This window comes from Pseudacidovorax sp. NFM-22, from assembly GCF_021401245.1.
Taxonomy (GTDB): Bacteria; Pseudomonadota; Gammaproteobacteria; order Burkholderiales; family Burkholderiaceae_C; genus Xenophilus.
Genome location: NZ_JACBFY010000006.1, coordinates 361,520 through 376,360, shown reverse-complemented (window position 1 = coordinate 376,360; position 14,841 = coordinate 361,520). Strand labels below are relative to the sequence as shown.

The window sequence follows — 14,841 nt, the reverse complement described above, 5'->3', positions numbered from 1 at the left end:
CCTTCACGCCGAAGGTGCGGTTGCCCTTGCCTTCACTAGATTCCAGGTCCCAACCACGGCACCACTCGACGACATGGGCCGGCGGCGCCGGGGCACTGGCGATACTGACCGGCGAAAACGAAGGGTGCGGCCTTCTCCATCCGCCGAAAGTAATCGACCGAGTACTTCTCCCGCCGTAGCGGCGACTCGTCGCCCTCGTTCCAAGCCAGATGGCGCCGGCACGGCCAGCGCCTAGCCGTCTGTGCCGCCGAATGGACCTCAGTCCGCCAACCGCCCCTGCACCAGCCGCAGCACGCGGTCACACCGCGCCGCCAGCGTTTCGTCGTGCGTCACCATCACGAACGCCGTGCCGCGCTCGCGCGCCAGCTGAAGCATCAGCGCGAACACGGTGTCGGCCGTGCTGCGGTCCAGGTTGCCGGTGGGCTCGTCGGCCAGCACGCAGGCGGGCTGGGTGACCAGGGCGCGGGCGATGGCCACGCGCTGGCGTTCGCCGCCGGAGAGTTCGGCCGGCCGGTGCGACAGGCGCTGGCCCAGGCCCACCGCGGTCAGCGTGGCCTGTGCGGCCGCCGCGGCCTTCTCGGGCGTTTCGCGGCGAATCTTGAGGGGCATGGCCACGTTGTCCAGCGCGCTGAACTCGGGCAGCAGGTGGTGGAACTGGTAGACGAAGCCCAGGTACCGGTTGCGCAGCCGGCCTTGCGCCGCGGCGTCCAGGCGGCCCATGGGCTGGCCCTTGAGCTCCACCGTGCCGCTGCTGGGCGAATCGAGGCCGCCCAGCAGGTGCAGCAGCGTGCTCTTGCCAGAGCCGGAGGCACCGACGATGGCCATGGTCTCGCCGGCCCGCACGTCCAGGTCCACGCCGTGCAGCACGGTGAGGTCGATGCGGCCTTCGTGGAAGCGCTTGGTCAGGCCGCGCGCCTTGAGCACGATGTCATTCATAACGGAGCGCCTCCGCGGGGTTCACGCGGCTGGCGCGCCAGCTGGGGTAGAGCGTGGCCACGAAGGCCAGCACCAGCGAGATGATGGCGATGGGCATGATGTCGCTGCGCTGCGGGTCGCTGGGCATGCGGCTGATGAGGTAGATGTCCTGCGGCAGAAAGTGCGTATGCAGCAGCCGTTCGATGGCCGGCACGATGATGTCGATGTTGTAGGCCACCAGCAGGCCCAGCCCCAGGCCGGCGAAGGTGCCGATCACGCCCACCATGGCGCCCTGCACCACGAAGATGCCCATGATGCTTTTCGGGCTCGCGCCCAGCGTGCGCAGGATGGCGATGTCGGCGCGCTTGTCGGTCACGGTCATCACCAGCGTGCTCACCAGGTTGAAGGCGGCCACGGCCACGATCAGCGTGAGGATGATGAACATCATGCGTTTCTCGACCTGCACGGCCGAGAACCAGGTCTTGTTCTGGCGCGTCCAGTCGCGGATGAGGAACTGGCCCGGCAGCGTCTTGGCCAGCTCGTCGGCCACCTCGCGGGCCTGGTTCAGGTCCTTGAGCTTGAGGCGGATGCCCGTGGGCCCTTCGAGGCGGAAGACCTTGGCCGCGTCCTGCTCGTGGATCATGGCCAGGGCCGAGTCGTACTCGTAGTGGCCCGAATCGAAGGTGCCGACCACGGTGAACTGCTTGAGCCGCGGCACCACGCCGGCCGGCGTCACCTGGCCGCCGGGGGCGATCAACGTGACCTGGTCGCCGTCGCGCACATAGAGCTGACGCGCCAGCTCCGCGCCCAGCACGATGCCGAACTGCCCCGGCACCAGCCGGTCGAGCGCGCCCTTCTGCGCGGTGCTGGAGAAGTCGGTGACTTCGGGTTCGAGCCTGGGTTCGATGCCGCGCACCAGTGCGCCCTTCATGTCCTCGCCGCGGGCGACCAGCGCCTGGCTGGCGATAAAGGGCGCGGCGCCGATCACTTCGGGGTTCTTGCGGGCCGCGTCCATGATGGGCTGCAGATCCTGCAGCGCCTGGCCGTCGCGCGAGAAGATCTCGATGTGCGAGACCACGCCCAGCATGCGGTCGCGCACTTCCTTCTGGAAGCCGTTCATCACCGACAGCACGATGATCAGCGCGGCCACGCCCAGCGCGATGCCCGCCATCGAAACGCCCGAGATGAAAGAGATGAAGCCGTTGCGGCGGGTGGCCCGGCCAGCGCGCGTATAGCGCCAGCCCAGCTGCAGTTCGTAGGGAAGAGCCATGGATGCGTAGACAGCGCCGCATGGCGCCCGAAGCCCCCGGGAAGCCGGGCCGGGCATTGTGGCATTGGCCCGCGAGCCCCCGCGTCGGACGCGACAATACGGCGCATGTCGCCTTCCGCCGACGCGCATCCCGCTTCCTCCTCCCCCTTGCACCTGATCGTCCCCTTCGCCGGGCGCGGCACGCCTGCCTGCCAGGCCGCCCTGCCGGGCCTGAAGCTGCCCAACCTGGCCGCCCTGCTCGCCCGCCTGCCCGAGGCCGCGGCCGATGTGCACGACGAGCACAGCCTCACCCCGCCGCACGAGCGCGCCCGCGCCGCCGCGCTGGGCCTGCCCCCCGCCGCCGACGGCACCCTGCCCTGGGCCGCGCTGGCGGCCCGCCGCGCCGGCCTGCCCGGCGCCACCGACCAGGCCTGGGCCTGGGTCACGCTGTGCCACTGGCAGGCCGGCATGAGCGAGGTGGTGCTGATCGATCCCTTGCACCTGGGCGTGCAGCCGGCCGAATCGCAGGCCTTGCTGGCCGCCGTGCGGCCCTTCTTCGAAGAGGACGAGATCCACCTCTTCACCACCGACGCACCGGGCACCTGGCTGGCCAGCGGCCCGGTCTTCGACGCGCTACCCACGGCCTCGCTGGACCGCGCCATCGGCCAGCCGCTGGACGCCTGGCTGCCCATGGCCGATGGCGCCCGCACGCTGCGGCGGCTGCAGAACGAAATGCAGATGCTGCTCTACAACCACCCGGTGAACGACGCGCGTGGCGACCGGCGGCAGCTGCTGGTCAATTCGCTGTGGTTCAGCGGCACCGGCCGCGCGCCGCTCGTGCATGCGCCAGCTGCAGAGCCCGCTGTGGACGAGCGCCTGCGCCCCGCCGCACTCGACGACCATGGCGAGGCCTGGGCCGCCGCCTGGGCCGCGCTCGACGCCGGCCCCATCGCGCAATGGCTGGCACGCAGCCGGGCCGGCGAGCCCGTGACGCTGACCCTGTGCGGCGACCGCACGGCTCGCCGCTACCAGGGCCAGCGTGGCCTGCTGCAGCGCTGGCTGCAGCGCACGCCCGACGTGGCCGCCGTGCTGGGGTCGCTGTGAAGATCATTCCCCGCGACGTGCCGCCCCGCACCGCCTGGGCGCTGGAACAGGCCGGCCTGCATCCCCTGCTGGCGCGCCTGTATGCCGCCCGCGGCGTGGCCTCGGCCGACGAGCTGGACGACGGCCTGGCCCGCCTGCTGCCGCCCGCCGGCCTGCGCGGCGCCGATGCAGCCGCCCGCCTGCTGGCCGATGCCATCGCCGCCGACCGCCGCATCTGCGTGGTGGCCGACTACGACTGCGACGGCGCGACGGCCTGCGCGGTCGCCCTGCGCGGCCTGCGCCTGCTGGGCGCGCGCCAGGTGCAGTACCTGGTGCCCGACCGCGTGACCGATGGCTATGGCCTGACGCCGCCCATCGCCGAGCGCGTGGCCGCCACCGGCGCCGAGCTGCTGCTGACGGTGGACAACGGCATCGCCAGCGTCGAAGGCGTGGCCCGGGCACGCGAGCTGGGCCTCGCGGTGCTGGTGACCGACCATCACCTGCCCGGCGCCGAGCTGCCGGCAGCCGATGTGCTGGTCAACCCCAACCAGCCGGACTGCGACTTCGCCAGCAAGAGCATCGCCGGCGTAGGCGTCATGTTCTACGTGCTGCTGGCCCTGCGCGCCGAGCTGCGTGCGCGCGGTGCCTGGAACGCCCCGGGTGCCCAACAGCCCAAGCTCGATGCCTTACTGCCGCTGGTCGCCCTGGGCACCGTGGCCGACGTGGTGCGGCTGGACGCCAACAACCGCCGCCTGGTGGCGCAGGGCCTGCGCCGCATCCGCGCCGGCGCCATGCCGCCGGGCCTGGCCGCCCTCTTCCGTGCCGCCGGCCGTCGGCCCGAGGTGGCCACCACCTTCGACTTCGGCTTTGCCCTGGGCCCGCGCATCAATGCCGCCGGCCGGCTGGCCGACATGACGCTGGGCATCGAATGCCTGCTGACCGACGACCCTGGCCGCGCCGACGAACTGGCCAAGCTGCTCGACGGCATCAACCGCGAGCGCCGCGACATCGAAGGCGGCATGCGCAAGCAGGCCATCCGCCTGGCCGAATCGCTGTTCGGCATGCAGCAGGCCGTCGAGGGCCAGGACCGGCCCGCGGCCGGCATGCCCGCCGCCATCAGCGTGTTCGATGACGAGTTCCATGAAGGCGTGGTGGGCATCGTGGCCTCGCGCCTCAAGGACAGGCACCACCGGCCGGTGTTCGTCTTCGCGGCCAGCGGGGCCGAGGGCAAGTCGCACGAGCTCAAGGGCTCGGGCCGCTCGATCCCCGGCTTTCACCTGCGCGATGCACTGGACCTGGTGGCCAAGCGCCACCCCGGCGTGCTGCTGCGCTTCGGCGGCCATGCCATGGCGGCCGGCTGCACCATCGCGCGCGAGCAGTTCCCGGTGTTCGAGCGGGCGCTGGCGCAGGTCGCGGCCGAATGGCTGGACGCCGCCACGCTCACGCGCCGGCTGGAGACCGACGGCCCCATCGCCCGCGAATACCTGCGCGTGGAGCTGGTCGACACGCTGCACCGCGAGGTGTGGGGCCAGGGCTTTGCGCCACCCACGTTCAGCGACGAGGTCGAGGTCGTCTCGCAGCGGCTGGTGGGCGAGAAGCACCTGTCGCTCAAGCTGCGCCTGGCCGGCCAGCCGGTGGATGGCATCTGGTTCGGCCAGACCGAGCCGCTGCCGCCCCGCGTGCGCCTGGCCTTCCGGCTCGACGCCGACGAATGGCAGGGCGTGCGCCGGCTGCGGCTGATGGTCGAAGGCGCCGAGCTGCCAGGATGAACGAGACCCTGCCCTGGCGCTGCCTGCTCGTCGAGGACGACGAGGCCAACGCCCGCTACATCGCCGACGGCCTGCGCCGCATGGGCCACACGGTCGCCGTCAGCCGCGACGGCGCCGATGCGCTGGCGCGCGCCACGGGCGAGGCCTGGGACCTGGTCATCCTCGACCGCATGCTGCCCAACGGCATCGACGGGCTGGCCATCCTGGGCACGCTGCGCAACCTGGGCCTGCGCACGCCGGTGCTGGTGCTCAGCGCCCTGAGCGCGCTCGACGAGCGGGTGCGCGGCCTCAAGGCCGGCGGCGACGACTACCTGGCCAAGCCCTTCGCCTTCTCCGAACTGGCGGCACGCGCCGAGGCGCTGGTGCGGCGCGCCCGACCCGGCCCCGAGCAGCGCGTGCTGCAGGTGGCCGACCTGCGGCTGGACCTGGGCACGCGCAAGGCCGAGCGCGGCGGCAAGCCGGTGGCGCTGCAGCCGCGCGAGTTCCGCCTGCTCGCCTGCCTGATGCTCAACGCGGGCCAGGTCATGACCCGCACCATGCTGCTCGAAGCCGTGTGGGACTACCAGTTCGATCCGCAGACCAATGTGATCGACGTGCAGATCAGCCGCCTGCGCACCAAGCTCGACGGTGCCGGCGGCCCGCCGCTGATCCACACCGAGCGCGGCGTGGGCTATCGGCTGGCAGCCCCGGACGACCCGGCTCAGAACTGACATGGCGCAGCATGGGGGCCCGTATGAGCCCCTCTCCCCTCGCGGGAGAGGGGTTGGGGAGAGGGGGCGTGCCCACGACGCACGACCTCCGCAAGCGCCGCCGCCCCCTCTCCCCGGCCCTCTCCCGCGAGGGGAGAGGGAGGAAGTCCGCCTGTCGCCATCGCACGCCGTCGGCGCGTGGCATCCGGTGCAGCAGCCATGAAGGCCTGGCGCCGCCTGTGGGCCTCGGTGGGCTTCCGGCTCGCCTTCCAGTACGCCGTGCTCGTGGCCATCACCATGATGGCGGCGCTGGCCATCGTCTACCTGCAGACCGTGGGCGTGCTGCACCAGCGCATCGCGCGGCAAGTGGGTGTCACCACCACGCAGATGCAGGCACGGGCCGAGCAGCAGGGCCTGGAGGCCGTGGCCGCCGCCATCGGCCGCGCGCTGGACGACGGCCGGCAATCCGACACCGAGCTCTTCGGCCTGTGGCAGCCGGACGGCACGCGCCTGGCCGGCAACCTGGATGCGCCGCCGGCCGACGCCACCGGCAACCGCGACGGCCAGCAGCGCGCGCAACGGGGCGGCACCACCATCACCGGCTACCTGGCCGTGCGCCGGCTGCCGGGCGACGCGCTGCTGGTCGTCGGGCATGACCTGAGCGACCAGGACGCGCTCGAATCGCTGGTCGTCAGCGCCAGCGCCGCCGCGGGCCTGATCGCGCTGCTGCTGCTGGTGGGTGGCGTCTTCGTGTTCCGCCAGGAGCTGGAGCAGGCCGTGGGCCGGGTGCGCCGCACGGCGGGCCGCATCGCCGAGGAAGGCCGGTTGGCCGAGCGGGTGGACATGGCCACGGGCGACGACGAATTCGCGCGCCTGGGCCAGGACATCAACGCCATGCTCGACCGCATCGAGTCGCTGATGGAAGGCGTGCGCCATGTCTCCAACACCATCGCGCACGAGCTGCGCACGCCGCTTACCCGCGCCCTGCTGGGCCTGCAGGCGGCGCAGGCGCCCAGCGCGGACGATGCGGCGCGCCGCGAGGCCATCGACCGCGCGGTGCACGAGTTGCAGGACCTGGGCACCGTGTTCCAGAAGCTGCTGCAGATCGCCGAGGCCGAGGCCGGCGCCCGCCGCCGCGCCTTCGCGCCCGTGGCCCTGCACACCATCGCCGACGACGTGCTGGAGCTGTACGAGGCCGTCGCCGAGAGCCAGGGCGCGCACCTGCTGCGCGAACCCACGGACGAGGCCTGGGTGGACGGCGACCGCGACCTGCTGGCCGGCGCCATCGCCAACCTGGTGGACAACGCGCTGAAGTACGGAGGCCCCGGCAGCACCGTGCGCATCGGCACCGCGATGGCCGCCGGCCAGGCCATCGTCGACGTGCAGGACGACGGCCCCGGCGTGCCCGAGGCCGACCTGGCCCGCATCGGCGAGCGATTCACCCGCCTCCAGCCCGAGCTGCCCGGCCACGGCCTGGGCCTGGCCAACGTGCGCGCCGTCGCCGCCCTGCATGGCGGCCGGCTGGCGGCGGAGGGCGCGCAGCCGGGGCTGCGGATGCGGCTGGCGCTGCCAATCGGCTCTCCATCACACAACTGATCCGGCCTTGTGACCACATGGCGAGCAATTTAGACTAAGGTTGGCTAACCCAGGATGTCCGCCATGCAACCCGTCAACATGTTCGAAGCCAAATCCTCGCTGTCGCGGCTGGTCGAGGCCATCGAGGCCGGCACGGAGAGCGAGATCGTCATCGCCCGGCACGGTCGGCCGGTCGCCAAGCTCGTGCCCGTGGACGAGCCCATCGTGCAAAAGCGCATCGGTGTGGCAAAGGGCAAGTTCAAGGTACCTGACTCGATCGACACGCACAACGCCGAAGTGGCCGCGCTGTTCACTGGCGAGACCAAGTCTTGAACCTGCTGCTGGACACCCACATCGCGCTGTGGGCCATCGCCGACAGCCCCCGCCTTCCTTCTGCCGCCCGCGAGCGCATCGTGTCGCCTCGGGCCACGGTGTGGGTGAGCGTCGCATCCCTGTGGGAGATTGCCATCAAACACTCGCTCGGCCGGGGCGACATGCCGGTCAGCAGCGAAGAGGCATGGACCTACTTCCGCGAGGCGGGCTACCAGCTCCTGCCGATCAAGCCCGAACACATCATCGAAGTGGAAACGCTGCCCGCGCACCACAAGGATCCTTTCGACCGCCTGCTGGTGGCTCAGGCCCTGGTCGAACCCATGCACCTGCTGACGCACGACCCGCTCGTGGCGCTCTACAGCGACCGCATCCTGCACGTCTGATGCGCAAGCGGCCCAGCAAGCCGCCCGTGCGCCCGCGCCCACATTGCCGAATGGCAATGTTTCGGTAACCCACGGCGCACGCCCCCTTTCCTACGATCGCCCGCGCTTTCCCGCCTGCCATGGCGGGCCCTCCGCCGTGCGCGGATTGCTCATCAACGATCAAGGAGACCTGCAGGGTGAAGATCAAGAGTCAGAGAGATTTCTTTTCGGGCGCGCTGTTCTGCGCCTTCGGCGTGGCGTTCGCCTGGGGCGCCACCTCGTACACGGTGGGCGACGGCGCCCGCATGGGCCCGGGCTACTTTCCGCTCATCGTCGGCGTGCTCATCGCCATCATGGGCACGCTGATCACGCTCAAGGCGATGACGGTGGACACGGAAGACGGCGAGCCCATCGGCCGCATCGCCTGGCGGCCGCTCGTCTTCATCATCAGTGCCAACCTGGCCTTCGGCGTGCTGCTGGGCGGCCTGCCCAGCATCGGCCTGCCGCCCATGGGGCTGATCGTGGCCATCTATGCGCTCACCTTCATCGCCAACCTGGCGGGCGACCACTTCAGCGTGAAGTCCTCGCTGGTGCTGGCCACCATCCTGGCGGTGGGCAGCTACCTCGCCTTCGTCGTCGCACTCAAGTTGCAGTTCCCGGTCTGGCCCACGTTCATCGCCTGATCCCACCTTTCTCCAGAGACATACAAGAACACGGGCCTCATGGATCTCTTCAATAACCTGGCGATCGGCTTCGGCGTCGCCTTCACCTTCCAGAACCTCGTCTACGCCTTCCTCGGCTGCCTGCTGGGCACGCTGATCGGGGTGCTGCCGGGCATCGGCCCCGTCGCCACCATCGCCATGCTGCTGCCGGCCACCTATGCGCTGCCACCGGTGTCGGCGCTGATCATGCTGGCGGGCATCTACTACGGCGCGCAGTACGGCGGCTCCACCACGGCCATCCTGGTCAACCTGCCCGGCGAATCCTCGTCGGTGGTCACGGTGATCGACGGCTACCAGATGGCCAGGCAGGGACGGGCCGGACCGGCGCTCGCCGCCGCCGGCCTGGGCTCTTTCTTTGCCGGCTGCGTGGGCACCATCATCCTGGCCGCCTTCGCGCCGCCGCTGACCGAGCTGGCCTTCAAGTTCGGCCCGGCCGAGTACTTCAGCCTGATGGTGCTGGGCCTGATCGGCGCCGTGGTGCTGGCCTCCGGCTCGCTGCTCAAGGCCATCACCATGATCCTGCTGGGCCTGGCCCTGGGCCTGGTGGGCACGGACGTGAACTCGGGCGTGGCCCGCTATAGCTTCGACATCCCGGAACTGACCGACGGCATCGGCTTCATCGCCATCGCCATGGGCGTGTTCGGCTACGGCGAAATCATCGGCAACCTGTCGCAGCCGGCCGAGCAGCGCGAGGTGTTCACGGCCAAGGTCAAGGGCCTGTGGCCCACGGCCGCCGACTTCAGGCGCATGACGCCTGCGGTGCTGCGCGGCACGGCGCTGGGCTCGGCCCTGGGCATCCTGCCCGGCGGCGGCGCACTGCTGTCGTCCTTCGCCTCGTACACGCTGGAGAAGAAGATGCGCCGCGCCCCGGGCGAGGTGCCCTTCGGCAAGGGCAACATCCGCGGCGTGGCCGGTCCCGAGTCGGCCAACAACGCCGGTGCGCAGACCTCCTTCATCCCGCTGCTGACGCTGGGCATTCCGCCCAACCCGGTGATGGCGCTGATGGTGGGTGCCATGACCATCCACAACATCCAGCCCGGCCCGCAGGTGATGACCAGCAACCCCGAGCTGTTCTGGGGCCTGATCGCCTCGATGTGGATCGGCAACCTGATGCTGATCATCCTGAACCTGCCGCTGATCGGCGTGTGGATCAAGCTGCTGACCATTCCGTACAAGTGGCTCTTCCCGGCCATCGTGCTGTTCTGCGCGGTGGGCGTGTACTCGGAGAACAACAACACCTTCGACGTGTGGATGGTGGCCGTGTTCGGCGTGGTGGGCTATGCCTTCCTCAAGCTCAAGTGCGAGCCGGCGCCACTGCTGCTGGGCTTCATCCTGGGGCCGATGATGGAAGAGAACCTGCGGCGCGCCCTGCTGCTGTCGCGCGGCGAGTGGAGCGTGCTGGTCACGCGGCCCATCTCGGCCTTCCTGCTGGCGGCCTCTGCCCTGCTGCTGGTGATCGTGCTGCTGCCGTCGGTGAAGGCCAAGCGGGAAGAGGCCTTCGTCGAGGAATAGACCTCCCCGGCAGGCACCCGCTGCCCTTGCGGCAGCGGACCCATGGCCCCACGGTCGGACGCCGCGGGGCTTTTTCGTTTCGAGCGCCGATTGGGCGCCCCTCAGTTGGCCACGAAGACGCCCGTCTTCGCCAAAGCCTCCACGCGGCCCGCATCCTGCTCGATGAGCTGGCGCAGGTGCTGCGGTCCACGCTCCTCGGCCGATGGGGCCTGGGCGCCGAGGCTTTCCAGGCGGGCGCGCAGTTCGGGCTCGGCCACCGCGTCGGAGAGCGCCTGCTCGATGCGCCGCAGCGTCGAGGCCGGCGTGCCCTTGAGCGCCACCACGCCGTTCCAGATCGCCAGATCGAAGGCGGGCAGGCCCGCCTCGGCAAAGGTGGGCACATCGGGCGCCTGCGGCACCCGCGCCGCCGCCGAGACGGCCAGCGCGCGCACGCGCCCATCCTTGTGCAGCGGCAGCATCGTCACGGTCTGGTCGATCACGGCGTGGATGGTGCCGGCCATCAGGTCGGTCAGCGCAGGCCCCGTGCCGCGGTACTGCACGAGCTGCCCCTGCACACCGGCCTGCTGCAGGAACAGCGCCTCCGCAAAGTGGGCCGTGGTGCCCGGTCCGCCCGAGCCGAAGTTGAGCGTGCCGGGCGCGCTCTTCATCCGGCCGATCAGGCTGGACAGATCCTGGATGCCGCTGGCATTGCTGACCGACAGCACCATCGGCACCTTGGCCACGATGCCGACCGGCGCCACATCGCCGACGGCCGAGTAGCCGGCCTGCTTGTACAGGTGCGGCAGGATGGTGAGCGACTGGTTGATGAACAGCAGCGTGCTGCCGTCGGGCCTGGCCTTGAGGAAGCGCTGCATGCCGACCAGGCCGCCCGCTCCGGTGACGTTCTCGACGACCACGGACTGCTTGAGCCGGTTGCCCAGCGCGGTGGCCGCCAGCCGGGCCAGCGCGTCGGACGAGCCGCCGGGCGGCACGGTCACGATCATGGTGATGGGCGCGCCCTCCGCGCGCGCCGGTGCGCTCGCCAGGCAGGTCAGCGCTGCGGCCAGGAAGAGGATGGGGGTCTTGCGCATGAAAGGTCTCCGTTCTTGTTCTGGAAGTGAAAGGCGATGGCTCAGGCGGGCGCCCGCGCCATGCGGCGCAGCACGGCCTCGGTCACCTCGGTGCAGCTGGCGGAGCCGCCCAGGTCGCGCGGCACCGCGTCACCATGGGCCAGCACCTCGCCGACGGCGGTCTCGATGCGGCGGCCCGCGACGGCCAGGCGCTCGTCGCCATGGCGCTCCGCGAGCCACTGCAGCATCAACGTGCCCGAGAGGATCGTCGCCAGCGGGCTGGCCAGGTTCTGCCCCGCGATGTCGGGCGCCGAGCCATGGGCGCCCTGGAACAGGCCATGGTGCTCGCCCAGCTCGGCGGAGGGCGACAGCCCCATGCCGCCGATGGTGGCGGCACCCAGGTCCGAGATGATGTCGCCGAACATGTTCTCGGCCACGATCACGTCGTAGAAGTCGGGCCGCTTGACCAGGTGGACCGTCATCGCGTCGGCATAGGCGTAGTCGATCTCGACGTCCTCATGCTCGCGGGCCACCTCCTCGCACACGGCGCGGAAGAAGGCATAGCTGCGCAGGATGTTGGCCTTGTCGCAGACGGTCACCCGCCGCTTGCCGTCGCGCGGCGCGCCCTGGCGCTTGCGGCTCAGGCCGAAGCTGAAGCGGGCCACGCGCTCCACGCCCTTGCGGGTGACCACGATGGTGTCGGTCGCCACCTCGCCGCGCAGGTTGATGCCGCCGCCGCGGCTGGCGTACAGGCCCTCGGTGTTCTCGCGCACGATCACGTAGTCGATCTGGCCCGCCTGCCAGCCGGCGAGCGGCGACTTCACGCCCTGCCAGAGCCGCACGGGCCGCACGTTGGCATACAGGTCGAGCCGGAAGCGCAGTTGCAGATGCAGGTCGTTGCCGACCTCGGTGCCATCGGGATAGGTCACACCGGGCAGCCCGGCTGCGCCATGCAGGATGGCCGCCGAGTCGCGGCACAGCGCGAAGGTGTCCTCGGGCAGCACCTGCCCCGTGCGTGCGTAGTGCGCGGCACCACCGTCGCAGCGGACGAAGTCCAGCAGTGCACTGCCGCAGGCCTCCGAAAGAATGCGGGTGGCCGACTGGCACACCTCGGGGCCGATGCCGTCGCCGTCGATGGTGGCGATCCGATAGGGGGACATGGGTTCTCGTTCTCCTCTGAGGTCAGGTCGATTGGTGTTCGGCCAGCACGGCCACCAGTTCGGGCAGCAGGCGCTGGCCGCCGGTATGCGCCACGGCCGTCTCCAGCGTCTGCCGCACGCCTTCGGCGATCGTGTCGGCGGCGCCGCTGTCGCGGGCCATGGTGGTGTAGTAGCTCAGGTCCTTGAAGGCGTTGGCCATGCTGAAGCGCAGGCCGCTCGGGTCCTGCGACAGCAGGAAGGGCCGCAGCCGCTCCAGTGCCGTGCCGCCACCGCCGCCCTTGGCCAGCACCTCGACGAACACCTCCGCCGCCACGCCCGCGCGTTGCGCGCAGGCCGCGGCCTCGGCGATCAACGCCACCGAGCCCAGCGACACGTAGTTGTGCAGCAGCTTCATGCGGTGGCCGGCGCCCACCGGGCCGCAGTGGGTGATGTTCTCGGCAAAGCAGGCCAGCAGCGGGCGGCATTCGTCGAACAGCGCGGTCGGCGCACCCACCAGCAGGTTGAGCCGGCCTTCCGCGGCCTCCTTGGGCGTGCGGGTCATGGCGGCGTCCATGAAGCGCCCGCCGGCTTCGGCCACCACGCCGGCCAGACGTTCGGTGGACGACGGGATGGCGGTGGAGCAGTCGATGACGATGCCGCCCGGCGGCAGGCCCTGCAGCACGCCGTCGTCGCCCAGCAGCACGGCCTCCACCTGCGGCGAGCCGGTGACGCACAGCAGCAGCACGTCGACCTCGGCCGCGAGTTGCCGTGCGCTGCCCACGATGCGCACCCCTGCCGCCTCGAGGGCGTCCAGCGGCTGGTTGCCCGCATGCGCCAGCACGGCCAGCGAATGGCCATGACGCACGATGTTGGTGGCGATGCCGTGGCCCATCAGGCCCACGCCGATCAGGCCGATCTTCCTGTCTTTCATTCGATGTCTCCTTGGGGGTCTCTGCACACGATGCGCCGCACTCAGCGCGGCATGGGCCGGCCGAGGCCGCCGGCGCACACGTACTTGATCTCGACGTAGTCGTCCACGCCGTACTTGGAGCCTTCGCGGCCCACGCCCGATTCCTTGATGCCGCCGAAGGGCGCCAGCTCGGTGGAGATCAGGCCTTCGTTCAGGCCGACGATGCCCACCTCCAGCGCCTCGGCGACGCGCCAGGCGCGGGCGTAGTCCTGCGTGTAGAAGTAGGCCGCCAGGCCGAAGGGCGTGTCGTTGGCCATGGCCACGGCCTCGTCGTCGGTCTCGAAGCGGATCAGCGGCGCCACCGGGCCGAAGGTCTCTTCCTGCATCAGCCGGGACTTCGGCGACACCTCGGCCAGGATGGTGGGCGTGAAGAAGCGCCCGCCCAGCGGATGCGGCGTGCCGCCCGTGACGATGCTCGCGCCCAGGGTCACCGCATCGTCGATGTGCTCGCGCACCTTGGCCACGGCCGCGTCATCGATCAGCGGCCCCAGTTGCACGCCGGGCGTCAGGCCGTTGCCGACCACCTGCGCCTCCACCGCCTTGCGCAGCAGCGCGGTGAAGCGCTCGTAGATGCCCGACTGCACGAAGATGCGGTTGGCGCACACGCAGGTCTGCCCCGCGTTGCGGAACTTGGAGGCCATGACGCCCGCCACGGCGGCGTCGAGGTCCGCATCGTCAAAGACGATGAAGGGCGCATTGCCGCCCAGTTCCATCGACACCTTCTTGACCGTGCCGGCGCACTGCGCCATCAGGGTCTTGCCCACCTCGGTGGAACCGGTGAAGGAGAGCTTGCGCACTACCGGGTTGGCCGTGAGCTCGCCGCCCACGGTCGAGGCCGAGCCGGTGACCACGTTGAGCACGCCCGCGGGAATGCCCGCTTCCATGGCCAGTTGCGCCAGGGCCAGCGCCGAGTAGGGCGTGGCCGACGCGGGCTTGATGACGATGGTGCAGCCGGCCGCCAGCGCGGCGCCGGCCTTGCGCGTGATCATCGCGTTGGGAAAGTTCCACGGCGTGATGGCCGCCACCACGCCCACGGGCTGCTTGAGCACCACGATGCGCCGGTCCATGCTGGCGGCCGGGATCACGTCGCCATAGACGCGCTTGGCCTCTTCGGCAAACCATTCGATGAAGCTGGCGCCGTAGGCGATCTCGCCCTTGGCCTCGGCCAGCGGCTTGCCCTGCTCCAGCGTGAGGATCATGGCCAGGTCGTCCTGGTGCGCCATGCACAGGTCGAACCAGCGCCGCATCAGGCGCGATCGCTCCTTGGCGCTGGTCTCGCGCCACGCCGGCAGCGCCTGGTTGGCGGCATCGATGGCCGCGCGAACGTCGGCGGCGCCGAGTCGCGGCACCGTGCCAAGCGTGCTGTCGTCCGCGGGGTTGGTGACCGTCAACGTGGCGCCGTCGGTGGCGTCGACCCAGCGGCCGCCGACGAGGCATTGCTGGCGAAAGAGTTGGGTGTGTTGGAGCTTCATGG

General features: G+C 70.7%; 14 protein-coding genes. 8 read left to right on the top strand and 6 right to left on the bottom strand.

Annotated elements, in window-relative coordinates; translation table 11 throughout:
• Nucleotides 1-258 precede the first annotated feature (258 nt).
• Together lolD and L0984_RS22095 are read right to left on the bottom strand one after the other, a co-directional pair.
• Nucleotides 259-936, bottom strand: coding sequence for a lipoprotein-releasing ABC transporter ATP-binding protein LolD (gene lolD / locus L0984_RS22100; RefSeq protein WP_234196458.1), 678 nt, complete (start codon nucleotides 934-936; stop codon nucleotides 259-261).
• Nucleotides 929-2,185 (bottom strand): lipoprotein-releasing ABC transporter permease subunit, encoded by a 1,257-nt coding sequence (locus L0984_RS22095; protein ID WP_234196456.1) that lies wholly within the window; start codon nucleotides 2,183-2,185, stop codon nucleotides 929-931. Before L0984_RS22095 ends, lolD begins: the two co-directional genes overlap by 8 nt.
• 105 nt (nucleotides 2,186-2,290) lie before the next feature.
• On the opposite strand from L0984_RS22095, the gene L0984_RS22090 reads away from it, so the two are divergent.
• The 8 genes from L0984_RS22090 to L0984_RS22055 all read left to right on the top strand — a co-directional run bounded on the left by L0984_RS22090 (nucleotide 2,291) and on the right by L0984_RS22055 (nucleotide 10,209).
• A complete protein-coding gene (locus L0984_RS22090) occupies nucleotides 2,291-3,268 on the top strand; it encodes a hypothetical protein (protein ID WP_234196455.1) in 978 nt (325 codons plus the stop codon).
• Nucleotides 3,265-5,016, top strand: coding sequence for a single-stranded-DNA-specific exonuclease RecJ (gene recJ / locus L0984_RS22085; RefSeq protein WP_234196453.1), 1,752 nt, complete (start codon nucleotides 3,265-3,267; stop codon nucleotides 5,014-5,016). The genes L0984_RS22090 and recJ overlap by 4 nt, the downstream gene beginning before the upstream one ends.
• The gene (locus L0984_RS22080; protein WP_234196451.1) at nucleotides 5,013-5,726 is read left to right on the top strand and encodes a response regulator transcription factor; all 714 of its coding nucleotides are present in this window, start codon (nucleotides 5,013-5,015) and stop codon (nucleotides 5,724-5,726) included. Before recJ ends, L0984_RS22080 begins: the two co-directional genes overlap by 4 nt.
• A 198-nt stretch (nucleotides 5,727-5,924) precedes the next feature.
• Nucleotides 5,925-7,301, top strand: coding sequence for a sensor histidine kinase (locus tag L0984_RS22075; RefSeq protein ID WP_234196449.1), 1,377 nt, complete (start codon nucleotides 5,925-5,927; stop codon nucleotides 7,299-7,301).
• 63 nt (nucleotides 7,302-7,364) lie between these two features.
• A complete protein-coding gene (locus tag L0984_RS22070; RefSeq protein ID WP_234196448.1) occupies nucleotides 7,365-7,613 on the top strand; it encodes a type II toxin-antitoxin system Phd/YefM family antitoxin in 249 nt (82 codons plus the stop codon).
• Nucleotides 7,610-7,996: a type II toxin-antitoxin system VapC family toxin gene (locus L0984_RS22065; RefSeq protein ID WP_234196447.1), complete on the top strand. Its 387-nt coding sequence runs from the start codon at nucleotides 7,610-7,612 to the stop codon at nucleotides 7,994-7,996. The genes L0984_RS22070 and L0984_RS22065 overlap by 4 nt, the downstream gene beginning before the upstream one ends.
• A 176-nt stretch (nucleotides 7,997-8,172) precedes the next feature.
• Nucleotides 8,173-8,658, top strand: coding sequence for a tripartite tricarboxylate transporter TctB family protein (locus L0984_RS22060; RefSeq protein WP_234196445.1), 486 nt, complete (start codon nucleotides 8,173-8,175; stop codon nucleotides 8,656-8,658).
• Between the two features lie 39 nt (nucleotides 8,659-8,697).
• Complete coding sequence (locus L0984_RS22055) at nucleotides 8,698-10,209, top strand: tripartite tricarboxylate transporter permease (RefSeq protein ID WP_234196443.1); 1,512 nt, start codon at nucleotides 8,698-8,700, stop codon at nucleotides 10,207-10,209.
• Nucleotides 10,210-10,310: 101 nt separating this feature from the next.
• Here the strand turns inward: L0984_RS22055 and L0984_RS22050 are convergent, their stop codons facing one another.
• The 4 genes from L0984_RS22050 to L0984_RS22035 are packed head-to-tail and all read right to left on the bottom strand — an operon-like array spanning nucleotide 10,311 to nucleotide 14,839.
• Nucleotides 10,311-11,279, bottom strand: a complete 969-nt coding sequence (locus tag L0984_RS22050; protein WP_234196441.1) for a Bug family tripartite tricarboxylate transporter substrate binding protein — start codon at nucleotides 11,277-11,279, stop codon at nucleotides 10,311-10,313.
• A gap of 41 nt (nucleotides 11,280-11,320) precedes the next feature.
• Nucleotides 11,321-12,418 (bottom strand): isocitrate/isopropylmalate dehydrogenase family protein, encoded by a 1,098-nt coding sequence (locus L0984_RS22045; protein WP_234196439.1) that lies wholly within the window; start codon nucleotides 12,416-12,418, stop codon nucleotides 11,321-11,323.
• 22 nt (nucleotides 12,419-12,440) lie between these two features.
• On the bottom strand, nucleotides 12,441-13,328 hold the full coding sequence (locus L0984_RS22040; protein ID WP_234196437.1) for an NAD(P)-dependent oxidoreductase: 888 nt from the start codon (nucleotides 13,326-13,328) through the stop codon (nucleotides 12,441-12,443).
• Nucleotides 13,329-13,369: 41 nt separating this feature from the next.
• The gene (locus tag L0984_RS22035; protein ID WP_234196435.1) at nucleotides 13,370-14,839 is read right to left on the bottom strand and encodes an NAD-dependent succinate-semialdehyde dehydrogenase; all 1,470 of its coding nucleotides are present in this window, start codon (nucleotides 14,837-14,839) and stop codon (nucleotides 13,370-13,372) included.
• Nucleotides 14,840-14,841 lie beyond the last annotated feature (2 nt).